This window comes from Streptomyces sp. NBC_00984, from assembly GCF_045162475.1.
GTDB lineage: Bacteria > Actinomycetota > Actinomycetes > Streptomycetales > Streptomycetaceae > Streptomyces.
Genome location: NZ_CP108734.1, coordinates 3,772,878 through 3,795,284 on the forward strand (window position 1 = coordinate 3,772,878; position 22,407 = coordinate 3,795,284).

A 22,407-nucleotide genomic window follows, 5' to 3' on the forward strand; every position below is an offset into this window, starting at 1 on the left:
TGGAGGTCACCGCGGGGAGCCGGCCCCGGCCGCCGCGGTGACCGGGGCGGGGTGCCGGTACCGGTACCGATGAACGTCATCGGGGTCCTAGCACCAAAGGATGAGTGCACAGCGTCTTCATCGAACGGCTGGGGGGCTTGCAAAACATGACAAACCGGTATCAAATCGCGTCCCAAAATGGCGTCCACCCTTTGATCGGTCCAGGGAAGGCGACCCTTACCGACGTAGGGTGGGCATGGGGACCGTCGGCGGGCCGGCGGGACCCGAGCCGCCGCCCCGAGGGAGGTCCAGTTCAGTGACCAGCCAGGTCAGTAGCCCAGCCGAACAGGCCGATGAGGCCAGCGAGGCGCTCGTCGGGGGACAGCGTGCCCCCCGCCCCGATCATGCGGGCGCCGGCGAGAAGGAGATCCGCCGTCTCGACCGGGTGATCATCCGCTTCGCGGGTGACTCCGGAGACGGTATGCAGCTCACCGGCGACCGCTTCACTTCGGAGACCGCGTCGTTCGGGAACGATCTTTCGACGCTGCCGAACTTTCCCGCCGAGATCCGCGCCCCCGCAGGGACCCTGCCGGGGGTTTCTTCGTTCCAGCTGCATTTCGCGGACCACGACATCCTCACGCCGGGGGATGCGCCGAACGTCCTGGTCGCGATGAACCCGGCCGCGTTGAAGGCGAACATCGGCGATGTGCCGCGCGGGGCGGAAATCATCGTGAACACCGATGAGTTCACCAAGCGGCCGATGGCGAAGGTCGGCTACCCGACCAGTCCGCTGGAGGACGGGTCGCTGGACGGCTACCACGTGCATCCGGTGCCGCTGACGACGCTCACGATCGAGGCGCTGAAGGAGTTCGGGCTCTCCCGCAAGGAGGCCGAGCGGTCGAAGAACATGTTCGCGCTGGGTCTGCTGTCGTGGATGTATCACCGTCCGACCGAGGGGACCGAGGCGTTCCTGCGGGCGAAGTTCGCGAAGAAGCCGCAGATCGCGGAGGCGAACGTGGCGGCGTTCAGGGCCGGATGGAATTTCGGGGAGACGACGGAGGACTTCGCGGTCTCCTACGAGGTGGCGCCCGCCTCGCAGGCCTTCCCGGCGGGTACGTACCGCAACATCTCGGGGAACCTCGCGCTGTCGTACGGGCTGATCGCCGCGTCCCGGCAGGCGGACCTGCCGCTGTACCTGGGCTCGTACCCGATCACTCCGGCCTCCGACATCCTGCACGAGCTGAGCAAGCACAAGAACTTCGGGGTGCGGACCTTCCAGGCGGAGGACGAGATCGCGGGGATCGGGGCGGCGCTGGGAGCCGCGTTCGGCGGATCCCTCGCCGTGACCACCACCTCCGGGCCCGGGGTGGCGCTGAAGTCGGAGACGATCGGGCTCGCCGTCTCCCTGGAACTGCCGCTGATCGTCATCGACATCCAGCGCGGCGGCCCGTCCACCGGCCTGCCCACCAAGACCGAGCAGGCCGACCTGCTCCAGGCGATGTACGGGCGCAACGGCGAGGCCCCCGTCCCGGTCGTGGCCCCCAGGACCCCGGCCGACTGCTTCGACGCCGCGCTCGACGCCGCCCGCATCGCCCTGATCTACCGCACCCCCGTCTTCCTGCTCTCCGACGGGTATCTCGCCAACGGCTCCGAACCGTGGAAGATCCCCGAGACCGACGAGCTGCCCGACCTGCGGGTCCGGTTCGCCAACGGCCCCAACCATGAACTGGCTGACGGCACCGAGGTGTTCTGGCCCTACAAGCGCGACCCGCACACCCTGGCACGCCCCTGGGCAGTGCCCGGCACCCCTGGTCTCGAACACCGCATCGGCGGCATCGAGAAGCAGGACGGCAGCGGCAACATCTCCTACGACCCGGCCAACCACGACCTCATGGTCCGCACCCGCCAGGCCAAGATCGACAACATCGAGGTTCCCGACCTCCAGGTCGACGACCCCTCCGACGCCAGGACCCTGGTGCTGGGCTGGGGCTCCACCTACGGCCCCATCACCGCCGCCGTACGCCGGCTCCGCGCGGCCGGACAGCCCATCGCCCAGGCCCATCTGCGCAACCTCAACCCCTTCCCGGGCAACCTCGGCGACATCCTCAAGCGCTACGACAAGGTCATCGTCCCCGAGATGAACCTCGGCCAGCTCGCCACCCTCATCCGGGCCAAGTACCTCGTCGACGCCCGCAGCTACAACCAGGTCAACGGCATGCCGTTCAAGGCCGAACAGCTCGCGACGGCACTCAAGGAGGCCATCGATGCCTGACGCCAACCAGCTCCTGCACCTGGTGCCCAAGGCCGAGGCCAAGCAGTCCATGAAGGACTTCAAGTCGGACCAGGAAGTCCGCTGGTGCCCCGGTTGCGGCGACTATGCCGTCCTCGCGGCCGTCCAGGGCTTCATGCCCGAGCTCGGCCTCGCGAAGGAGAACATCGTCTTCGTCTCCGGGATCGGCTGCTCCTCCCGCTTCCCGTACTACATGAACACCTACGGGATGCACTCCATCCACGGCCGCGCCCCGGCCATCGCCACCGGGCTCGCCTCCTCCCGCCGCGACCTCTCCGTCTGGGTCGTCACCGGCGACGGCGACGCCCTGTCCATCGGCGGCAACCACCTCATCCACGCCCTGCGCCGCAATGTGAACCTCAAGATCCTCCTGTTCAACAACCGGATCTACGGCCTCACCAAGGGCCAGTACTCCCCCACCTCCGAAGTCGGCAAGATCACCAAGTCCACGCCGATGGGCTCCCTGGACGCCCCGTTCAACCCGGTCTCCCTGGCCATCGGCGCGGAAGCATCCTTCGTCGCCCGCACCATCGACTCCGACCGCAAGCACCTCACCAGTGTCCTGCGCGCGGCGGCCGACCACCCGGGCACGGCGCTGGTGGAGATCTACCAGAACTGCAACATCTTCAACGACGGCGCGTTCGAGGCCCTCAAGGACAAGGAACGCGCCCAGGACGCCGTCATCCGCCTCGAACACGGACAGCCCATCCGCTTCGGCACCGACAACACCAAGGGCGTCGTCCGCGATCCCGGCACCGGCGACCTCCAGGTCGTCACCGTCACCCCGGAGAACGAACAGCAAGTCCTGGTACACGACGCCCACGCGGCCTCCCCGACCACCGCCTTCGCCCTCTCCCGCCTCGCCGACCCCGACACCCTCCACCAGACCCCCATCGGCGTCCTGCGCGACATCGACCGCCCCGTCTACGACACCCTCATGGCCGACCAGCTCGACACCGCCGTCGAACAGCACGGCAAGGGCGACCTCGCCGCCCTCCTCGCCGGCAACGACAACTGGACCGTCGTCGGCTAGTTCCTCTCGTTTGGATCATGCCGTCGCCGGACGGGCTGAATTTCGGCCCGTCCGGCGATTGCGTACCGGGGGTACGGCCGGCCACCGCGCACGATGTGGCCATGAGCCTCGACCGTCCCGTGTACCGCATCAAGCGGCGTCTGCTCGGCAAGCCGCTCACCACCGAGCGCATCAGCGAGGAGAAGCTGAACAACCGGACGGCGCTCGGCGTGCTCGCCTCCGACTGCATCAGTTCGTCCGCGTACGGCTCCGAGGAGATGCTCCGGGTTCTCGTACCCGTCGTCGGAGCCGCCGCCTTCACTCTTCTGATGCCGGTGACCGGCGCGATCCTGCTGGTACTGCTGCTTCTGACGCTCTGTTACAGCGATGTCGTCATGATCTACACCCGGGCCGGCGGGTCCTATGTCGTCGCACGGGAGAACTTCGGGCCGAACATCGCGCAGATCGCCGCCGTGGCACTGCTCGTCGACTACATCGTCACCGTCGCCGTCCAGGTCTCGGCGGGCACCAACGCCCTGATCTCGCTCGCCCATCTGGCCGGCGGCGCCTTCACCGGCCTCGACCACCTCCAGCTCCCGGTCTCCGTCGGCGTCATCGCGCTGCTCGCGTACGGGAATCTGCGCGGGATCCGCGAGGCGGGCCGGACCTTCGCGCTGCCCGCCTATCTCTTCATGGCCGCCGTCGGTCTCGTCCTCGTCGTCGCCGCGGTGCGCGGGCTCACGGGCGAGCTGCCGCGCGCCGATCTGCACGCCGCCGGGGTCGTACCGCTCGGCACCCCGGGCAACGGCTGGCTCTACGGCGCCTCGCTCTTCATCGTGCTGCGCTCGTTCGCCAACGGCGGCTCGTCCCTCACCGGGCTCGAAGCGATCTCCAACGGCATCTCCGCGTTCCGCGAACCGCAGGGCCGCAACGCCCGCCGCACCCTGATCACCATGAGCTGTGTGCTCGGCGTCCTGGTCCTCGGCGTCTCCACGCTGGCGCACTTCACCCATGCCGTTCCCTACACCGACGGCACTCCGACCGTCATCGCGCAGGAGGCCCATCTCGCCTTCGGCGGCGGGCTGTTCGGGACGGCCGGGCTGGTCTTCGTACAGCTGGCGACCGCACTGGTCCTCTACACCGGCGCCAACACACCGTTCACCGGCTTCCCGTTCCTCGCCAGCTTCGTGGCCGAGGACCGGTTCCTGCCGCGGCTGCTGACCCGGCGCGGGCACCGGCTCGCGTTCTCCAACGGCATCATCGCGCTGACCGTCGTCTCGCTGGCACTGCTGCTGGCCACCGGGGCCAGCGTGGACAAGCTGGTGGCGCTGTACGCGATCGGCGTGTTCACCGCCTTCACCATGGCCGGGGCCGGTCTCACCGCGTACCACCTGCGGCGCCGGGAGCGGTTCCGCCGGGTCAAGATCACGGTCAACGGGCTCGCCGCGGTCATCTCGGCCGCCGTCGTGCTGATCTTCGCGGTCACCAAGTTCACCGAGGGCGCCTGGCTGGTCGTGGTGATCTTCCCGCTCGGTGTGTGGGCGCTGACGCGGATCAACCGCGAGTACCGGCGCGAGGCCGCGGCGCTCCAGAGCCTCCAGCCGCCGGGGGCCGACCGGCCCCTGGGCCTGCGCCATCTGGTCTTCGTCCTCGTCGAGACGCTGGACCTGGCGACGATCAAGGCACTGCGGTACGCGCACGAACTGCACCCGGACGAGATCCGGGCCGTGCACTTCGCGATCGACGAGGCGCACGGCAGACGGCTGGCCGCCCAATGGGAGGCGACGGCCGCCACCTCCGTCTCCCTGGAACTGGTGGAGTGCCCGGACCGGCGGCTGCGCCACGCGATGAAGGAGCTCGCCACCCGCACCACGGAGGACGGCCGGACCTCGCTGACGGTGCTGGTGCCGCGGCGCTTGTACGCCAATGTGCTCGGGAAGCTGCTGCACCGGGGCACGGGCGAGCAGATGGCGAAGGCGCTGGGGCAGCTGCCGCACGTGGCGGTGACGATCCTGCCGTTCGACGTGTCGCGCGCGCTGCGCACCCTGGAGGAGGGACAGGCACCTCAGCCGGATTGACCGTGCGGGCCCTACGGGGCGTGTGCCTCAGCGGGACTTGCCCTGCAGGGCGTGCGCCTTCCGTTCGTCGTACGTCTCGCGCGCCGCCCGCACCGCGTCCAGGCGGTGTTCGGTCCAGCGGGCCAACGCCCACACCTGCTCGGCCGCCTCCCGGCCCAGGTCGGTGAGCGTGTAGTCGACCCTCGGCGGGATCACCGGCTTCGCGTCCCGGTGCACGAAGCCGTCACGCTCCAGCGTCTGAAGGGTCTGGGCCAGCATCTTCTCGCTGACGCCACCCACCTCGCGGCGCAGCTCGCTGAAGCGGTACGAGCGCTCCAGCAGGGCGGCGAGGACCAGGACGCCCCAGCGGCTGGTGACATGTTCGAGCACCAGCCGGGAGGGGCACATCGGCCGGTTCACGTCGGGCCGCACGGCCGGTTCACTCACGTTCACACCAGTACCTTACTTCAAAGTGGGTACTTTCGATTGGTTAGTGCACCCCCTACAGTGAGTCGTACGAGCCCGAACACGGACAAGTGCCACAAGTGCCACAAGTGCCACCCAGGAGGAGAAACCCCATGAGCATCGTCGTCACCGGAGCCACCGGAGAGCTCGGCCGTCTCGTCGTCGAGGAGCTGCTGGCCACCGTGCCCGCGAGCGAGATCGCCGCCGTCGTGCGCAACGCGGAGAAGGCCGCCCCGCTCGCCGCCCGGGGCATCGAACTGCGCGTCGCGGACTACGACCGGCCGGAGTCCCTCAAGGACGTCTTCCGGGCCGGCGACCGGGTCCTGCTCATCTCCGGCAGCGAGGTCGGCAGGCGCGTGCCGCAGCACACCGCGGTCATCGACGCGGCCAAGGCGGCGGGCGTCGCCCAGCTCGCGTACACCGGCGTACTGGGCGGCCCCGACGCCGACTTCCAGCTGGCCGACGAGCACAAGGTCACCGAGCAGCTGATCCTCGACTCCGGGCTGCCCCACACCTTCCTGCGCAACGGCTGGTACACCGAGAACTACACGGCGAACCTCGCCCCGGTCCTGGAGCACGGCGCCGTCGTCGCCAACGCGGGCGACGGGCGGGTCGCCTCCGCCACCCGCGCCGACTACGCCGCCGCGGCCGCCGCCGTGCTGACCGGCGAGGGCCACATCGGCGCGGTCTACGAGCTGAGCGGCGACGTCGCCTGGTCGTTCGCGGAGTACGCGGCCGCGGTCGCCGCCGCCACCGGCAAGGAGATCGCGTACAAGAACGTCCCGGCCGCCGTGCACCAGGAGATCCTGGTCGGCGCCGGCCTGCCCGAGGGCTTCGCGGCGATCCTCGTCGACGTCGACGAGGCGATCGGGCGCGGCCTGCTCGCCGCCACGAGCGGCGACCTGGCCCGGCTGATCGGCCGTCCGACGACGCCGCTCGCCGAGACGGTGGCCGCCGCGGTGGCAGCGGCGTAACACCGCTCCCCCACACCTCAGGGGCCCCATGTCATGACCGTATTGCGATACGGCCATGACACGGGGCCCTTCCCGGCGCTACCGTCGTGCAGTTGACGCAGACACGCATGGAGGGCCCGTGAAGGGGATCAACGAAGAACGGGCGGGACTCCTGTCCGGCATCGGCGCCTACGGCCTGTGGGGGCTCGTCCCGCTCTTCTGGCCGCTGCTGAAGCCGGCCGGCGCCATCGAGATCCTCGCCCACCGCATGGCCTGGTCCCTCGGGTTCGTCGCCATCGCGCTGCTGGTGCTGCGCCGCTGGTCCTGGATCGGCGAGCTGCTCCGGCAGCCGAGGAAGCTCGGTCTGATCTCGGTGGCCGCGGCCACGATCACGGTCAACTGGGGCCTGTACATCTGGTCCGTGAACAACGGCCATGTCGTCGAGGCGTCGCTCGGCTACTTCATCAATCCGCTGGTCACCATCGCGATGGGCGTCCTGCTCCTCGGCGAACGGCTGCGCCCCGTGCAGTGGGTGGCGGTCGGCACCGGTTTCGCGGCAGTGCTGGTCCTGGCGATCGGCTACGGGCGGCCGCCGTGGATCTCGCTGACCCTGGCGTTCTCCTTCGCGACGTACGGACTGATGAAGAAGAAAGTCAACATGGGCGGCCTGGAGTCGCTCACCGCCGAGACCGCCGTGATGTTCGTGCCCGCGCTCGGCTATCTGCTGTGGCTGGGCGCCCGGGGCGAGTCGACATTCGCCTCCGACGGCGCGGGCCACGCGGCACTGCTGGCCTCGGCGGGCCTCGTCACGGCCGTCCCGCTCATCCTGTTCGGCGCGGCGGCGATCCGGGTACCGCTCTCCACACTGGGCCTGTTGCAGTACCTGGCACCGGTCTTCCAGTTCGTCCTCGGCATCCTCTACTTCCACGAGGAGATGCCGCCGGAGCGGTGGGCCGGGTTCGCCCTGGTGTGGCTGGCGCTCACCCTGCTGACCTGGGACGCGTTCCGGACGGCACGGCGGACGAGGGCCCAGGTGCGCGAGGCACGGCAGGCCGCGCAGCAGGCGACGCGGCCGAATCCACCGGCCGACGAGCCCGCTCCACAGATAAAGCTGTAGTCGTTACCTGGTTGCTTTTTTAACTCAGTTGCGTTTCTCTGGATGTCCATGGACCGTGACCGAGGAGCTCTCATGCCCGCAACCGCACCCACCGCCGCCACCCCCGACCCCGACCCCGACCCCGTACTGATCGTCGGTTCGGGTCCGACCGGCCTGACCCTCGCCTGCGATCTGGCACGGCGCTCCGTCGGCGTACGGATCATCGACAAGTCCCCCGAATTCCCGCGCAGTTCACGGGCCAAGGGCCCCAACCCCCGCTCCCTGGAGGTGCTGGAGGACCTGGGCGTCGTCAACCGGGTCCTGGCCGTGGGATCGGCACCGCTGATCATGCGCAAGTACCGCAACGGACTGCCGGTCGCCGACGCCGACCCGTTCGAGTCCTCGCACCCGACGCCGGACGTCCCGTACGACCGGGGCGCGCTGATCGCCCAGTGGCAGCTGGAGGAGATCCTGCGGGACCGCCTCGCGGAGTACGGCGTGCACGTCGAGCTCGGCTCCGAGGCGGTCGGCCTGTCGCAGGGGCCCGAGTCCGTGACCGTCGCCCTCGCCGACGGCCGGAGCATCGAGGCGCGGTACGTGGTGGGCTGCGACGGCGGCCACAGCGCGGTGCGCAAACTGCTCGGCGTCCCGTTCGAGGGGAAGACGGCCGAGGAGCAGTCGATGGTCTGCGGGGACGTGGAGGTGGACGGCCTCGACCGCGGCATCTGGCACCAGTGGTTCGACGAGGACGGGGCCGTGCTGCTGTGCCCGATCCCGGGTACGCGCACGGGCTGGTGGTTCCAGGCGGGACCGGAGCGGGACGCGGCGGGAGCCCTTGTGCCGCCGTCCCTCGAAAGCTTCCAGCGCCTGTTCGCCAAGCACACCGGACTCCCGGGCGACCGGCTGTCGCACGCGACCCTGCTGTCCACGTACCGGGTCAACGAGCGCATGGCCGACCGCTACCGGGTGGGCCGCGTGCTCCTGGCCGGGGACGCGGCGCATGTGCACTCCGTCGCGGGCGGGCTGGGCATGAACACCGGCATCCAGGACGCGTTCAACCTGGGCTGGAAGCTCGCCCGGGTCGTCGAAGACCGGTCGGCACCCGGGCTGCTGGACACCTACGAGGAGGAGCGGCTGCCCGTGGCCTCCTGGACGCTGGACATCACCGCCGAGCGACTGCGGGCGACCCTCGAAGCGATCCGGCAGCCGAGCGGCGGCCTGGACTCGGCGATCTCCGGGGACACGGCGGGCCTGGGCCTCGGCTACCACTGGAGCTCGCTCTCCACCACCGGCTCCACCCCCCGGCTGCGGGCGGGCGACCGCGCCCCGGACGCCCCCTGCCGCAACGCCGGAACGGGCGCGCCGACCCGTCTGTTCGAGGCGTTCGCGGGCCCGCACTTCACCCTGCTGGGCTTCGGCCCGGACACGGCGGAGGCCCTGCGGGCGGCGGAAGCGGCGTACGGCGACGCGGTGCGGGCGTACGGAGTGGACGCGGGAGCCCCGCACGACCTGACCGACGACGCGGGCCACGCCCGCACCGCGTACGGCGCCGAGCCCGGTACCGGCCTCCTCGTCCTGGTCCGCCCCGACAACCACGTGGCCCTGATCGCCCCGGCCCCGGAGAGCGGGGCGGTCGGGGACTACCTCGACCGCCTGGGCCGTACGGCCTGACGACGGGGAGCCCCTGCGGCTGCGGGTGCTGCGCGGGCTCCGGGGTCGGTGGCCGGCCGGGCGTGGAGCTCGACGGTGGCCTCGACGACGACCGGCCGAGGGTGATCCGGACGCTGGGCTCAGCGCCGGTTTTCGTTCCATGTTCCAAGCGCCGCGTGACCAGTGGTCCGGCTTCGGCCGGTCACGGACCCGTGGCGACCGCGCGCTGGACCGAGTCGCTGCGCATCACCCTGTCCGGCTTCGGCGGCAGGGTGATACGGACGCCAGAACTACCGAGTCCGGTCCGGCAGTTGACGGGTCGAGGCGGATACCTGGACATAATTCGCAGGCGTGCGGCAACGGCAAGGACCTACTCTGCCCGCCATGACCAACTGGAAGAACGTCGAGGCCGCCGACTGTGCCGTGCCCGCTGACCGGCCCCTGGACGACCTCGTCCGCGAGCTGTCCCGTGCCCTGGCAGATCCCGATCCGCTGGTCCGGGACGGCGCGCCCTACACCGTCCTCGCGACCTGGATCGCCCGCGGGGCGATCGGGACGTCCCGGCGGCTGGAGCTGGGGGACGAGATGGCCACCCGGTTCACCGACCCGCAGGTCGAGGCGCGCACCTTCGCACCCCTCGTGCTCAACATGCTGGTGACCTCGGGGGACCTCAAGGCCGGCTGGGTGGACGCGTTCGAGCAGTGGTACCCGGCGGAGCAGGATCTGCGCGGCCACGACGAGACGCTCGGCTGGCTTCACGCGGTGGCACACGGCGCGGACCTGCTTGCCGGCTTCGGTCGCCACCCCGAGGTGGCGCCGGTACGGATGCTGGACCTCGCCGCCGCACGGCTGACGGCGCCCACCGGCCACGTCTACGACCAGATGGAGGACGACCGCCTGGCGCGGGCGATCGCCCGGGTCCTCACCCGCACCGACCTGAGCGAACGCGATGCCGTCGGCTGGCTGGATCCGATCGCCGACCGCTTCGGAGCCGACCGCATCAGCACCCCGGTGCCCGCTCACATCAGCAACTGCCTGCGCACCCTTCGCCTGCTCTACATCCTCGCCGACCGGGGCGTGCGCCCCACCAGCGAACTGCCCGCAGAACCCCTCCACCACCGCGACGCGGTCAAGTCCGGCATCGCCACCGTCCTCGACCGGATCGTCAGACGCTGACCGACGGCGGCTCCTCGAACTGCCTGCCCCGTCGTCGCGAACGCTCTCGGCTACCACGACAGGGACACCAACCGCTTCCTCAAGGAGACCGGCGGGACGCGGAGCAGGGCGGCACCTACACGGCGCTCACCGACCCTGAAGGCAACGAGTTCCTCGTCCGGGGCATGCGGCCCGGACGAGGGGACGGAACCTTTCTGGTCAGTGCCGGACGCAGCCGGACGTGTCCTGCGCCCTCAGCTCGGCCGGCCGCCGCTGGTACAGGGGTCCGGCCACGTGTGCGGCCCGCGCCTGAGCTGCCGGAGTTCGGCACCGTCCGAACGCTTCGGCAGCCTCGGCTTATACGGCCGGAAGGCCAGAGACTGCACACCGCCCGACTCGATTTCACCTGATCGTGTACGCGATCAGGTGACGTGTCCTACTCGATGAACTCTGCCGCTCATGATCGGTGAGCGACCGGCGCCACCCGAGGACGTGCTCCGTGTCCTTCCGCAGGCCCGGCCGCTGGCCCTGCCCGTTCAAGAGAAATGGCTCATCGTGCATTTGACTCCGCATGAGCAGGAGCGCCTGCTGATCCATGTGGCGGCTGACGTGGCGCAACGGCGCCGCAGCAGCGGGCTGCTCCTCAACTACCCCGAGGTGATGGCCCTGCTGACGGCGCACGTCTTCGAGCAGGCACGGGCCGGCCGAACAGTCAGCGACGTCATGGACTCGGGCCGGCAGTTGCTGAGCCGGGACGAAGTGATGGTCGGCGTTCCGGAGATGATCAAGAACGTTCAGGTGGAGGCCACTTTTCCGGACGGCACCAAGCTGGTCACCATCCACGATCCCTTCCCGGAGGCAACCGAGGAGCCCGAGGTCCACCCGGGCAAGGTCGAGCACCCCCGGCCGCCCCGCAAGCCGGGCTGCCCGGTCGACTGCGACGGCGGCAGTGGCAACGATGCGCCGTCGTGCTGTGACAAGTGCCGGGACGCGGAGTCCTGGTACAAGGCGATCGAGTTCAACGCAGACCTGCAGGAGGACGCCACCACGCTGCCGGGTGAGGGCAGGACGAGGATCAGGGTGAAGAACATGTCGGACCGCCCCGTCCAGGTCGGTTCCCACTATCACTTCGCCGACGTCAACCCGGGGCTGAAAGTCCTCAGGGTCGAGGTCCCTTCCGGTCCGGAACTGGAGTCGCCCCAGGAGCTCAGGGACTGCGAGGCGGCGCGGATGCGGCGGCTGAACATCGCCGCGGGTACGTCCGTGCGCTTCGAGCCGGGCGACGAGTGCTGCGTCGAGCTGGTGGAGATCCAGGGGGATCGGCAGGTCAAGGGACTGCGCGAGGTGGCGCACCGGTGAGCAACAACAAATCCACCCCGCCCAGCAGCAGGTCGGCGAGGTCGCCGGAGAACGCGGCGCCGAGCAACGTGCTGAAGCGGGCCGATTACGCCGCTCTGTACGGGCCCACCGCCAGGGACCGCGTCCGTCTGGCCGACACCGCCCTGACCATCGAGATCGAGGCGGACTGGAGCGGCGGTCCGAAGCACAGCGGTAACGAGATGATCTTCGGTGGCGGAAAAGTGATCCGGGAGTCGATGGGAATGTCCCACATCCCCAGAGACGGGGACGCTGAAGGCCGCACGCCCGTGGACACGGTCGTCACCGGTGCGCTGATCCTCGACTGGTGGGGTGTCGTCAAGGCCGATGTCGGGCTCCGCGACGGTGCGATCGTCGCGATCGGCAAGGCGTACAACCCCGAGACGATGGACCCGATCCCGGACGACGAGTTCGAGATGCCGGACCGTACGTCCCCGAGCGACAAGCTGCCGGAGACGGTGCAGCCGACGAACTTCGTGGTCGGTCCGAACACCGAGGTCATCTCCGGCAACGGGCGGATCCTCACCGCGGGAGGTGTGGACACCCACGTCCATTTCATCTGTCCGGAGCAGATCCACGAGGCCCTCGCCTCGGGCGTGACCACGCTCATCGGCGGCGGCACCGGCCCCGCCGAGGGCAGCACGGCCACCACCGTGACCCCGGGCAAGTGGCACATCACCCGGGTCTTCGAAGGCCTGGACGCGTACCCGGTCAACATCGGCCTGCTCGGCAAGGGCAGCACGGTGAACGCGGATGCCCTCAACGAACAGGTCGACGCAGGCGTCATCGGGTTCAAGGTCCACGAGGACTGGGGAGCCACGCCCGCCGTGATCGACGCGGCACTGGACGTGTGCGAAAGCCGTCAGGTCCAGCTGGCCCTGCATGCCGACTCGCTGAACGAATCCGGCTTCCTGGACAGCACCCGCGACGCCTTCACAAGAGACGGCAGAAGGCGTTCCGTCCACATCTTCCACGTCGAGGGCGCCGGCGGTGGCCACGCCCCGGACATGATCGAACTGGTCAAAGAGAAGAATGTGCTGCCCGCTTCGACCAACCCGACCCGCCCCCTGACGGTGAACACCGTCAAGGAGCACGTCGACATGATGGTGGTCTGCCACCACCTCAATCCGGACATTCCGGCGGACATGGCCTTCGCCGACTCCCGCATCCGGCCGTCCACCATGGCCGCGGAGGACCTCCTCCACGACATGGGCGCCATCTCGATGATGTCCTCCGACGCCCAGGCGATGGGACGCATCGGCGAGATGGTCATGCGCACCTGGCAGACCGCACACGTCATGAAATCCCGATACGGCCCTCTGCAGGAGGACCTCGCCAACGCGAAGGTCCGCCCGATCGCGGACGACGCCGACCACTCCCACAACGCGGAGAGGCTGATCCCGAACGACAACTACCGGGCGCGCCGCTACGTCGCGAAGTACACGATCAACCCCGCGATCACTCACGGCATCGACGGTCACGTCGGTTCCGTGGAGACCGGGAAGCTCGCCGACCTGGTGCTCTGGGAGCCGAAGTTCTTCGGCGTCAAGATGCACATGGTCCTCAAGGGCGGGCAGCTCGCCTACGCGCAGGTCGGCGACGCCAACGCATCGATCACGACACCTCAGCCCTTCCTGCCGCGACCGGTCTGGGGCTCCACCGGCCGTTCCCCCCTGAGCAACTCGTACAACTTCGTGGCACCGGGTGTGGCCGACGAGCTCAACTCGCGAGTCGTCACTGTCCAGGACAGCGGCGGGAACGTCACCGAGATGACGACCGGTGGGCTCGGCCTCGGCAAGAAGTTCATGGACATCTCGACGAGCATCCGGGACGTCACCAAGGCCGACATGAAGCTGAACGACACGGTGCCGGAGAGTCTCCACGTCGACCACAACAGCTTCGAGGTCACCATCGGCGGTGCGACCACGGGGGACGCCCGCACGGAACTCAACGGAGCGACCGTGCCGCGATCGTATGTCACTGAAGTCCCCATGGCTCAGCGGTACTTCCTCTTCTGACCGGCCTCTGCCCGGACGGCGACGCCGTCACCGCAGCAGTGGTCCGGGCAGGCACCCGTGCCTGCCCGGACCACTGCGCCATCCGACCTCGCGAAAGGCAGCCGGATCGCCCATGAGCCGTGCCGCACTGCTCCTGCTGGCCGACGGCCGCTTCCCTGCCGGCGGGTACGCCCACTCCGGCGGCGTCGAAGCCGCGGTCGCCCACAAAGCCGTACACGACATCGACAGCCTCGAAGCCTTCTGCCGCGGGCGCCTGCACACCACCGGTCTGACCACGGCCGGCCTGGCTGCCGCGGCCGCCGCCGGATGCGACCCCCTGATGCTGGACGACGCCGCCGACGCACGCACCCCCGTCCCCGCGCTGCGCGCCGTGGCCCGCAAGCTCGGCCGGCAGATGATGCGCGCGGCACGCGCCACCTTCCCGTCCGCCGAACTCGACCGGCTGGCCGCCGAGCGACCCCAGGGTGCCCATCAGCCCATTGTCCAGGGCATCGCCGCCCGAGCCGCCGGGCTCACCCCGGAGGACGCCGCCTGTGCCGCAGCGTACGAGGCCGTCGGCGGCCCGGCCACCGCAGCGGTGCGCCTGCTCAGCCTCGATCCCCTCGCCGCCTCGTGGCTGCTGGCACGCCTGAGCACGGAGGTCGACACCGTCGCTGCGAACGCCGCCGGCGCGGCGGCCCGCGTGGAGACCGAAGGTCTTGACGCCCTGCCGTCGGCGTCCTCTCCGCTGCTGGACATCACCGCGGAACAGCACGCCGCCTGGACCGTGCGGCTCTTCGCCTCTTGAACCTACCCACACCCCCTGGAGCTTCCATGCACCTCGATCACCCCGTGACCATGCCCCACCGCCACACCTACAGCGCCGAGCCGCTGCGCGCGGACGGCAGCCTCCGCGCCTTCCGCGTCGGCCTGGGCGGTCCCGTCGGTTCCGGCAAGACCGCCAGCGTCGCCGCGCTCTGCCGCACGCTGCGCGACACACTCTCCCTCGCCGTCGTCACCAACGACATCTACACCCGCGAGGACGCCGAGTTCCTGCTGCGCGAGGCCGTGCTGCCGCCCGAGCGGATCACCGCGGTGGAGACCGGAGCCTGCCCGCACACCGCGATCCGGGACGACATCTCCGCCAATCTGGAGGCCGTCGAGCACTTCGACGAGACCCTCGACCCCCTCGATCTCGTGCTCGTCGAGTCCGGTGGCGACAACCTCACCGCCACCTTCTCCAAGGGCCTTGTCGACGTGCAGATCTTCGTCATCGACGTTTCCAGCGGCGACGACATCCCCCGCAAGGGAGGACCCGGCATCACCACCGCCGACCTCCTCGTCGTCAACAAGACCGACCTCGCTCCGCACGTCGGTGCCGACCTCGCCACCATGGCAGCCGACGCCGAACGGCAACGCGGCGCCCTTCCCGTCGTCTTCACCAGCCTCACCTCCGACGACGGCATTCGCGAGATCGCCGACTGGATCACCGGGCACCTCACCCGGTGGCGTGCGAAGGCGGCGGCATGAGCTCCGGCTCCCGACTCGCCGAGCCCGATACCCCGCTCGATCCCGCCGTCCCCGCCGCCGACACCGAGGCATCCCCCGGACACCCGGACGGTGTGCATGCCACCGCCCGCATCCGGGCCACGTACAACGGACGCGTCACCACGCTCCCGCAGCTGCGCAGTGACGGCCCGTTCCATCTGCGCCGCATGCGTACCGGCGGACGGGCTGCCACGGTGGGGATCATCGGTGCGATGAGCGCCCCGCTCGGCGGCGACCGACTCGCCCTCGACATCACCGCCGAAGACCGAGCCGAACTGGAGGTCACCACGGCCGCCGCCACGCTCGCCCTCCGCGGTCCCACCACCGCGCCGGCCACCTACGACGTACGGCTGACCGCTGGGGAGCACGCCGGCCTGCGCTGGCTGCCACAGCCGCTGATCAGCGCCGCCGGCAGCAATCTGCACCAGACCTGCACCGTCAGCCTTGCCGCGACCTCGCGACTGCTGCTGCGCGAGGAGCAGATCCTGGGCAGAGCCGACGAGGAGCCGGGCCGCCTCGTCAGCCGCATCCGGGTCCACCACGCCGGCCGCCTGCTGCTCGACCAACGCACCGCCTACGGGGACCCGGCGCCCGGGTGGGACGGCCCCTCGGTCCTGGACGGACACCGCGCCGTCGGCCAACTCCTCGTCGTGAACCCGGAGCTGGACGTCAGCCGTGCCCCCGTCCTGCTCCGCGAAGGGATCAAGGACGGCTGTGCGGTCCTCGCGCCTCTGGCCGGCGGCCCGGCGCTGCTCGCCACCGCTGTCGCCCCGTCCTCCTCGGCTCTGCGGGAACTGCTCGACGAAGCGCTCAGGCACGCCCTCGGCGAGTAGTGCAGAGGGCTCGGGTCCCGCCGTTCCCGCCCCGCCCGGCCGGTCAGTCCCCCACCACGTCCTGCGGGTACCAGCGCAGCTCGACGGTGTTGCCGTCCGGGTCCTGGACGTACACCGACTGCGCCTCGCCCCGGGCGCCGGAGCGGGAGACCGGGCCCTCCAGCACGGTGAAGGCGCCCGCGTCGATCACCTCCTGCCAGTCCAGCGGCTCGACGACCAGGCAGATGTGGTCGACGTTCGACTCATGGCGCGGTCGGCCCAGCAGATCGATGATCATCGTCGGGCTGACCCGCACCGACGGGAACGGGCACTCCCCCGCCCGCCACTCGTCCACCTTGATCGGCTCCAGGCCGAGGGGACCGCAGTAGAACTCCAGGGATCGTTCGACGTCCTGCACGTTGAGCACCAGGTGGTCGAAGTCCTTGACTCTCACTCGCACGGCACAGCCTTTCACCGCTCGGAAGCGGTTCGGTTCGCTTCGGTTGGGTTCGGTTGGGTTCGGTTGGGTTCGGTCGCTTCGGTTCGGTCGCTTCGCTTCGATGCATTCGATTCACGGGGCCGGAGGAGCCGGCGGCCACGGGACCCCGGCCAGCAAGGGCACGATCTGCTCCTCCTCGTAGTCGAGGTGCGCGTTCAGTTCCGTGGACATCCTGTCCAATTCGGCGCGGAAGCGCTCGGGTTCGGCGATGCCGATGTCCGCCAGCAGGGCCGCCAGCTCGCCCTGGATGCGGGCGACCGTGCGGTGTTCGTCGGCGAGCCGGGCGAAGGTGTCCGTCAGGTGCGGGTGGTAGCGGGCGATGCCGGGGAACAGGTGGGCGTCCTCGCTGGTGTGGTGGAACTCCAGCGCCTGGCAGAACGCCAGGCAGCGCTGCCTGATCTGCAACCCGAGGCCGGGAACAGGTGGCGCGCCGGGGCCCCGGTGGGCGGCCCGTGCGACGAAGTGGGCGTCCACCTCCGCCTTCACCTGGCGCAACTGGCCCCGCAGCCAGGTGTGGACCTCCATCACCTTGTCGGCGAGGGTGCTGACCTCGCGCGGGGCCTCCCAGCCGTCGGGCTCGGCACGTTCCAGCACCACGACCGGGAGGAGCCGGGTGGTCCGGGCCTGGTAGTCGGCGTAACCGGGCGCGGCCTTCACCGCGTGACCGAACAGTTCCTCGCGCCGCGCCCCCTCCGCGGGGACCGCGAGGGCCTGGAACGTACGGGTGCCGAGCTCCACCCGGACCACGGGGTGGGCGAGCAGGTTGTGGTACCAGTCGGGGTGGTGCGGGGCGCCGAGGTTGGAGCCGATGACCAGCAGCGCGTCGCCGTGGCGGACGTGGCCGAGGGGGGTGGTGGTCTCCTTCCCCGACCTCGCGCCGGTGGTGGTCAGCAGGAGCAGGTCCCCGCCTTCGAAGGGACCGCCGACCTTACCGCCGTTGGCGCGGAACTCCTCGATGACGGATTGATTGAAAGGTGTGGGCATACGTTCTGTGTCTCCGTGGGAACGGGTGATCGCGATGCGCGGCCCATGACGGTGCACGGTGCCGGGGCATGCGGAAGGGGAGAGTGCGACCAGCGGTCGCCGCTGCGTCGGGTACGGGTGTGTCAGATACCGGGCGCGGAGTATGAACTCATGACGGGCCCCTCGGTGAAGGGTGTTCGCCCGAGCACCGGCCGGCCCACTGCTCTTTGGCCGGCGTCACGCGACACCGGGTTCATTACACGCACCCCGGCGGGGGCCTGTCAACGCGCGCCCGTCCGCGCTCCGGACGCTCCCAGGGTCTTTCGTTTGGGTCAGGCCGGGCTCGCGTGCCCCGGCACCGCGCCTCGCCGCGTTGTCGTCGGTCGCCGACGCGCCGCGTCGACTCCCTCCTCCGCGTTGCGATGCACGGCACCGGACCCCGCTCCCTGATCCGGCCTGACCCAAACGAAAGACCCTAGTCTTGTGCCATGCCCATCCCGCCCGCATATGCCCTTGTCGCCACCGACCTGGACGGCACCCTGCTGCGCCGCGACGACACCGTGAGTCCTCGCACCCGCGCCGCACTCGCCCTGGCCGCCCGCGCCGGGGCCCGGCATCTCGTGGTCACCGGGCGCCCCGTGCCCGGGATACGCGGACTGCTCGCCGAACTGGGCTACCGGGGACCGGCGGTGTGCGGTCAGGGGACCCAGTTGTACGACGCCGGGTCCGGGCGGCTGGTGCGTGCGCTCACCCTGGACCGGGAGGCGGCCGACACCGCGCTCGGCAAGATCGAGGCCCAGGTGGGGCCGGTCTTCGCGGCCGTGGACCAGGACGGGCCCGAGGGGCGGACCCTGATCGAGCCGGGGTATGCGATGCCCCATCCGACACTGCCCGCCCAACGGACCCGGCACCGCCACGAGTTGTGGTCCGCGCCGGTCGTCAAGGTGCTCATCCGGCACCCGGAGCTCACGGACGACGCGCTGGCCGGGGCGGCCCGTGATGCCGTCGGCGATCTCGCCACCGTCACGCTCTCCGGCCCCGGCACGGTCGAGCTCCAGCCGTACGGCGTCGACAAGGGGACCGGGCTCGCGCTGGCCGCCGAATACCTCGGCGTGGCCGCCGACTCCACGATCGCCTTCGGTGACATGCCCAACGACCTGCCGATGTTCCGCACAGCCGGGTACGGCGTGGCCATGGCCAACGCCCATCCGCAGCTGCGGGACGCGGCGGACGAGGTGACGTCGTCGAACGAGGGCGACGGCGTCGCGGAGGTGCTGGAGCGGGTGTTCGGCTGAGAGCCTGTCGGGTGACCTCGGATCGGATGGCGGGGTGTCAGAGCGACATGAGGCAGTAGAGCCGGTGCGGCTCGGGGCGGGCCCGCGCCTCCTCGGCCAGGTCCGCCAGTTCGTTCAGGAAGTCGGCCAGCTCGCCGGGCGGGGATTCGCCTCCGAACTCCTCGATGTGCGACCAGGCCTCGGCCACCGCCGTGAACCCGCCGGGCCTCGCGGCCGCCAAGGCGTCGCGCAGCTCGTCCGTGAGCGTGACCAGCCAGCGGGAGTCGTCCTCGGGGGAGCTGAGCAGCCGGTTGAAGCGCGGCAGCGACGTGACGTCGTCGTACGGCGTGCCGGTGAGCAGACTCTCGGCCTGGCCCAACTGCACGTACGGGTCGATGCCCTTGACCGGGAGCAGGGGGAGACCGGCCGCCTCGACACCCTGGTCGAAGGTCGCCCTGGCCGTCGGGTCGTCCGGTGCGCTGAAGTAGTCGTACAGGTTTCCCATGCGCCGCATGCTCGCACGCGCGTCTGACAGTCGGCCCGGCCCCGGTGCGTCCCGCCCGGCCCTCACGGCTCCGGCGGCACCCCGATCGCCCGCAGCACATGGGCGACCAGTGCCGCGATCTCCTCCTCGCCCTGTATCGGTTTGCGCAGGAGGTGGCGGTAGTACATCGGGCCGTACAGCATCTCCACGGCCAGCGGAAGATCGGCGTCCGGCGGGATCTGCCCCTGTTCCTGGGCCCGGCGCAGGCGGGCGACCGCCTCATCGAAGCGGGGGTCGACCAGCTTCGCCCGGACGGTCTGCGCGAGTGCGTCGTCGTGGTGCATCTCGGAGAGGATCCCGGCGTACGCGGGGCCGAAGGGCGGCGTGGAGATGAGCTTCACCCCGCCCATCAGATTGGCCCGCAGATCGGCGGCGATGTCGCCGGTGTCGGCGAACGGCGTCGTGCCGACCAGCGCGTCGGTGAAGGCCTCCAGGATCACCGCACTCTTTGACGGCCACCAGCGGTAGATCGTCTTCTTGCTGACACCCGCTCTGGCCGCGATGGCCTCGACGGTGACGCGGCCGTACCCCTTCTCCGTGCACAGTTCGAGAGCGGCCTCCAGGGTCGCCCTTCGTGATCTCTCGCTGCGACGCTGCGAACTCGGCGATGTGATCATTCGGTGAGCATAAGCGTGTTCGAGCCGACCCTTGTTGACAGTGTGTCGCCAGAGGTCGAACAATACCCAGGCGGAAACGGAACGTGCCGTGTCGTATCGTTCCTGCAGTTCGCACCGTTCGTGCCGTTCGTGCCGCGACGAGCCGATCGGGGGACGGCTCGCCCGGCCGACGGCGCGAGTGGGGTGTTGCACCCCGTGCGTCAGGCGGTGATGTCCTTCGCCGTGAAACGGGCCCAGGCCGCCGAGCCGAACACCGCCGCGTACAGGCCCTGAAGCCCCAGGTTCTTGACCACTTCGTCCCAGTGGACGGGGTCACGCAGAAGGTCCGCGTACGACATCCAGTAGTGCGGGAAGAGATACGGATGCATCCCGCTCAACTGCGGGATGCCGTCCATGATCTGCACGGTGATCAGCAGCCCGACGGTGGCGGCCATGGCCGCGATGCCGCTGCTGGTGAGGGTCGAGACGAACAGGCCGATCGCCGCGAACCCGACCAGCGACGCCGCGACCACCACCGCGACCAGTCCGGCCCGCAGCAGCCCCTCGCCGAACCCGATCCGCGTCCCCGAGATGGTCGTGACCTCGCCGACGGGGAAGAGCAGCGCGCCCACGGCGAGCGCGGAGAGGGCCACCACCAGGGTCGCGACCAGGCAGAACACCAGCACCGAGGCGTACTTCGTCAGCAGCAGCCTGGTCCGTCCGGCGGGGGCGACCAGCAGATAGCGCAGCGTTCCCGCGTTCGCCTCGCCCGCGACCGAGTCCCCCGCGACGACCCCGACGGCCATCGGCAGGAAGACCGGGAGCGTCACGGCGAGGGCGGCGAAGACCAGGAAGAGGCCGTTGTTGGTGACCTGGGAGAGGAACGCCGGGCCTCCCCCGCCGCCGCCCGGTCCGGGCGAGGAGCCGTGGTTCGTCTCGATCCGCACCGCGATCCCGATCAGCACGGGCACGGCGGCCAGCACCCCGAGCAGCGCGAGGGTGCGCCAGCGGCGGAGCGTGGTGGTCAGTTCGGAGCGGAGGATGCCGAAGGTCCACAGCGGACTCGGTGCCCTCCCCGCCCCGGCGACTGCGGTTTCAGCCTGCGACATCGAAACCCTCTCCGGTGAGTGCGACAAAGGCGTCCTCCAGCGAGGCCCGTTCGATACCGAAGGACCTCAGGCGTACGCCGGCGTGCACCAGCGCCGCGCTGAGGTCGGCGAGTTCGACGTCGCCCGGCGGGGCCTCGGCGGTCACCCGGTCGCCGTCGACCGCGATCCCGGTGACGCCCAGTTCCTTGAGGACCCGGGCGGCGTCGCCCGGGTCGGGGGTGGTGACGGCCAGCCGGCCGCGGGCGCCCGCCGCCAGTTCCGCGACCGGGCCCTGGATGATCAGCCGGCCCCTGGCCATCACCGCGGCATGCGTGCAGACCTGCTCGATCTCGTCGAGGAGGTGCGAGGAGAGGAAGACGGTGGTGCCGTCCGCCGCCAGTTCCCTGACCAGGGTGCGGATCTCCCGCATGCCCTGCGGGTCCAGGCCGTTGGTCGGCTCGTCGAGGACGAGCAGGCGGCGCGGCTGGAGCAGGGCGGCGGCGAGGCCGAGGCGCTGCTTCATGCCGAGCGAGTACGCCCTGGCCTTCTTCCCGGCCGCCGCGGCCAGCCCGACCCGGTCCAGGGCGTGGCCCACCCGGGACCGGCGGGTACGCGGATCGGCGGTCGGGTCGGCGGAGTCGTACCGCAGCAGATTGTCCCGGCCGCTCAGGAAGCCGTACAGCGCGGGCCCCTCGATCAGCGCGCCGACCTGCGGGAGCACGGTGCGGGCGGCGCCCGGCATGGTGTGGCCCAGGAGCCGCGCGGTGCCGGACGTCGGGTCGATCAGGCCCATCAGCATCCGGATGGTGGTGGTCTTGCCCGAGCCGTTGGGGCCGAGGAATCCGAAGACGCTGCCGCCGGGGACGCTGAGGTCGAGGCCGTCGACGGCGAGCTGGCCGCCGCGGTACCGCTTGGTGAGGCCCCGGGTCTCGATCACGGCTCCCGGCTCGGTGACCGCCCTCGGTTCGACGACGGTCCCGGACTCTGTCATGCGTACTCCCCATGGGTCGGGCAGGCGATGGCGGACCGCCCCGCCGTACGGAGCGTACGGC

The 22,407-nt window shown here is 70.4% G+C and carries 19 protein-coding genes and 2 pseudogenes; 14 read left to right on the forward strand and 7 right to left on the reverse strand.

Features of this window, described 5'->3' with window-relative positions; all coding sequences use genetic code 11:
- The first annotated feature begins 295 nt into the window (after positions 1-295).
- The 3 genes from OG520_RS16480 (at position 296) to OG520_RS16490 (ending at position 5,359) form a co-directional block, all read left to right on the forward strand.
- A complete protein-coding gene (locus OG520_RS16480; RefSeq protein WP_406013649.1) occupies positions 296-2,251 on the forward strand; it encodes a 2-oxoacid:acceptor oxidoreductase subunit alpha in 1,956 nt (651 codons plus the stop codon).
- On the forward strand, positions 2,244-3,302 hold the full coding sequence (locus OG520_RS16485; RefSeq protein ID WP_406013650.1) for a 2-oxoacid:ferredoxin oxidoreductase subunit beta: 1,059 nt from the start codon (positions 2,244-2,246) through the stop codon (positions 3,300-3,302). Before OG520_RS16480 ends, OG520_RS16485 begins: the two co-directional genes overlap by 8 nt.
- A gap of 101 nt (positions 3,303-3,403) precedes the next feature.
- Positions 3,404-5,359 (forward strand): APC family permease, encoded by a 1,956-nt coding sequence (locus tag OG520_RS16490; protein WP_406013651.1) that lies wholly within the window; start codon positions 3,404-3,406, stop codon positions 5,357-5,359.
- Positions 5,360-5,386: 27 nt separating this feature from the next.
- Here OG520_RS16490 and OG520_RS16495 read toward each other — a convergent pair whose 3' ends face one another.
- Positions 5,387-5,746, reverse strand: a complete 360-nt coding sequence (locus tag OG520_RS16495; protein WP_406016496.1) for a winged helix-turn-helix transcriptional regulator — start codon at positions 5,744-5,746, stop codon at positions 5,387-5,389.
- A gap of 170 nt (positions 5,747-5,916) precedes the next feature.
- On the opposite strand from OG520_RS16495, the gene OG520_RS16500 reads away from it, so the two are divergent.
- The 10 genes and pseudogenes from OG520_RS16500 to OG520_RS16545 all read left to right on the forward strand — a co-directional run bounded on the left by OG520_RS16500 (position 5,917) and on the right by OG520_RS16545 (position 16,412).
- Positions 5,917-6,777 (forward strand): SDR family oxidoreductase, encoded by an 861-nt coding sequence (locus tag OG520_RS16500; protein WP_406013652.1) that lies wholly within the window; start codon positions 5,917-5,919, stop codon positions 6,775-6,777.
- 118 nt (positions 6,778-6,895) lie between these two features.
- Complete coding sequence (rarD, locus tag OG520_RS16505) at positions 6,896-7,873, forward strand: EamA family transporter RarD (protein WP_406013653.1); 978 nt, start codon at positions 6,896-6,898, stop codon at positions 7,871-7,873.
- A 72-nt stretch (positions 7,874-7,945) separates the two neighbouring features.
- On the forward strand, positions 7,946-9,523 hold the full coding sequence (locus OG520_RS16510) for an FAD-dependent monooxygenase (protein WP_406013654.1): 1,578 nt from the start codon (positions 7,946-7,948) through the stop codon (positions 9,521-9,523).
- A gap of 363 nt (positions 9,524-9,886) precedes the next feature.
- Entirely contained in the window at positions 9,887-10,678 is a 792-nt protein-coding gene (locus tag OG520_RS16515; protein WP_406013655.1) for a DUF2785 domain-containing protein, read from the forward strand.
- A 534-nt stretch (positions 10,679-11,212) separates the two neighbouring features.
- A pseudogene (locus tag OG520_RS16520) lies at positions 11,213-11,506 on the forward strand (urease subunit gamma); the annotation flags it as partial.
- 204 nt (positions 11,507-11,710) lie between these two features.
- Positions 11,711-12,016 (forward strand): annotated as a pseudogene (locus OG520_RS16525) (urease subunit beta); the annotation flags it as partial.
- Positions 12,017-12,084: 68 nt separating this feature from the next.
- A complete protein-coding gene (locus tag OG520_RS16530; RefSeq protein ID WP_399327763.1) occupies positions 12,085-14,052 on the forward strand; it encodes an urease subunit alpha in 1,968 nt (655 codons plus the stop codon).
- Positions 14,053-14,164: 112 nt separating this feature from the next.
- On the forward strand, positions 14,165-14,839 hold the full coding sequence (locus OG520_RS16535; RefSeq protein WP_406013656.1) for an urease accessory protein UreF: 675 nt from the start codon (positions 14,165-14,167) through the stop codon (positions 14,837-14,839).
- 26 nt (positions 14,840-14,865) lie between these two features.
- Positions 14,866-15,561 (forward strand): urease accessory protein UreG, encoded by a 696-nt coding sequence (gene ureG / locus OG520_RS16540; protein WP_399327067.1) that lies wholly within the window; start codon positions 14,866-14,868, stop codon positions 15,559-15,561.
- A complete protein-coding gene (locus OG520_RS16545; RefSeq protein ID WP_399327065.1) occupies positions 15,558-16,412 on the forward strand; it encodes an urease accessory protein UreD in 855 nt (284 codons plus the stop codon). Before ureG ends, OG520_RS16545 begins: the two co-directional genes overlap by 4 nt.
- Positions 16,413-16,455: 43 nt before the next feature.
- On the opposite strand, the gene OG520_RS16550 is transcribed toward OG520_RS16545, so the two are convergent.
- Positions 16,456-16,845: a VOC family protein gene (locus OG520_RS16550; RefSeq protein WP_406016497.1), complete on the reverse strand. Its 390-nt coding sequence runs from the start codon at positions 16,843-16,845 to the stop codon at positions 16,456-16,458.
- Positions 16,846-16,962: 117 nt separating this feature from the next.
- Positions 16,963-17,874 carry a nitroreductase/quinone reductase family protein gene (locus OG520_RS16555; protein ID WP_406013657.1) on the reverse strand — a complete coding sequence of 304 codons (912 nt, stop codon included), beginning with the start codon at positions 17,872-17,874 and terminating at the stop codon, positions 16,963-16,965.
- A gap of 467 nt (positions 17,875-18,341) precedes the next feature.
- Here OG520_RS16555 and OG520_RS16560 point away from each other — a divergent pair, with 467 nt between their 5' ends.
- Entirely contained in the window at positions 18,342-19,148 is an 807-nt protein-coding gene (locus OG520_RS16560) for an HAD family hydrolase (RefSeq protein WP_406013658.1), read from the forward strand.
- 37 nt (positions 19,149-19,185) lie between these two features.
- Here the strand turns inward: OG520_RS16560 and OG520_RS16565 are convergent, their stop codons facing one another.
- The 4 genes from OG520_RS16565 to OG520_RS16580 form a co-directional block, all read right to left on the reverse strand.
- Entirely contained in the window at positions 19,186-19,632 is a 447-nt protein-coding gene (locus OG520_RS16565) for a hypothetical protein (RefSeq protein WP_406013659.1), read from the reverse strand.
- 62 nt (positions 19,633-19,694) lie between these two features.
- Positions 19,695-20,288: a TetR/AcrR family transcriptional regulator gene (locus OG520_RS16570; protein WP_399327057.1), complete on the reverse strand. Its 594-nt coding sequence runs from the start codon at positions 20,286-20,288 to the stop codon at positions 19,695-19,697.
- Between the two features lie 200 nt (positions 20,289-20,488).
- Positions 20,489-21,376, reverse strand: a complete 888-nt coding sequence (locus OG520_RS16575; protein ID WP_406013660.1) for an ABC transporter permease — start codon at positions 21,374-21,376, stop codon at positions 20,489-20,491.
- Complete coding sequence (locus OG520_RS16580; RefSeq protein WP_406013661.1) at positions 21,363-22,346, reverse strand: ATP-binding cassette domain-containing protein; 984 nt, start codon at positions 22,344-22,346, stop codon at positions 21,363-21,365. The genes OG520_RS16575 and OG520_RS16580 overlap by 14 nt, the downstream gene beginning before the upstream one ends.
- Positions 22,347-22,407 lie beyond the last annotated feature (61 nt).

Bases quoted from the DNA above. Each gene is read 5' to 3' on its own strand.
- OG520_RS16485 (WP_406013650.1), top strand. From the start codon at position 2,244: ATGCCTGACGCCAACCAGCTCCTGCACCTGGTGCCCAAGGCCGAGGCC.
- OG520_RS16490 (WP_406013651.1), top strand. From the start codon at position 3,404: ATGAGCCTCGACCGTCCCGTGTACCGCATCAAGCGGCGTCTGCTCGGC.
- OG520_RS16495 (WP_406016496.1), bottom strand. From the start codon at position 5,746: ATGTGCCCCTCCCGGCTGGTGCTCGAACATGTCACCAGCCGCTGGGGC.
- OG520_RS16500 (WP_406013652.1), top strand. From the start codon at position 5,917: ATGAGCATCGTCGTCACCGGAGCCACCGGAGAGCTCGGCCGTCTCGTC.
- OG520_RS16510 (WP_406013654.1), top strand. From the start codon at position 7,946: ATGCCCGCAACCGCACCCACCGCCGCCACCCCCGACCCCGACCCCGAC.
- OG520_RS16515 (WP_406013655.1), top strand. From the start codon at position 9,887: ATGACCAACTGGAAGAACGTCGAGGCCGCCGACTGTGCCGTGCCCGCT.
- OG520_RS16535 (WP_406013656.1), top strand. From the start codon at position 14,165: ATGAGCCGTGCCGCACTGCTCCTGCTGGCCGACGGCCGCTTCCCTGCC.
- ureG (WP_399327067.1), top strand. From the start codon at position 14,866: ATGCACCTCGATCACCCCGTGACCATGCCCCACCGCCACACCTACAGC.
- OG520_RS16545 (WP_399327065.1), top strand. From the start codon at position 15,558: ATGAGCTCCGGCTCCCGACTCGCCGAGCCCGATACCCCGCTCGATCCC.
- OG520_RS16555 (WP_406013657.1), bottom strand. From the start codon at position 17,874: ATGCCCACACCTTTCAATCAATCCGTCATCGAGGAGTTCCGCGCCAAC.
- OG520_RS16560 (WP_406013658.1), top strand. From the start codon at position 18,342: ATGCCCATCCCGCCCGCATATGCCCTTGTCGCCACCGACCTGGACGGC.
- OG520_RS16565 (WP_406013659.1), bottom strand. From the start codon at position 19,632: ATGGGAAACCTGTACGACTACTTCAGCGCACCGGACGACCCGACGGCC.
- OG520_RS16570 (WP_399327057.1), bottom strand. From the start codon at position 20,288: ATGATCACATCGCCGAGTTCGCAGCGTCGCAGCGAGAGATCACGAAGG.
- OG520_RS16575 (WP_406013660.1), bottom strand. From the start codon at position 21,376: ATGTCGCAGGCTGAAACCGCAGTCGCCGGGGCGGGGAGGGCACCGAGT.
- OG520_RS16580 (WP_406013661.1), bottom strand. From the start codon at position 22,346: ATGACAGAGTCCGGGACCGTCGTCGAACCGAGGGCGGTCACCGAGCCG.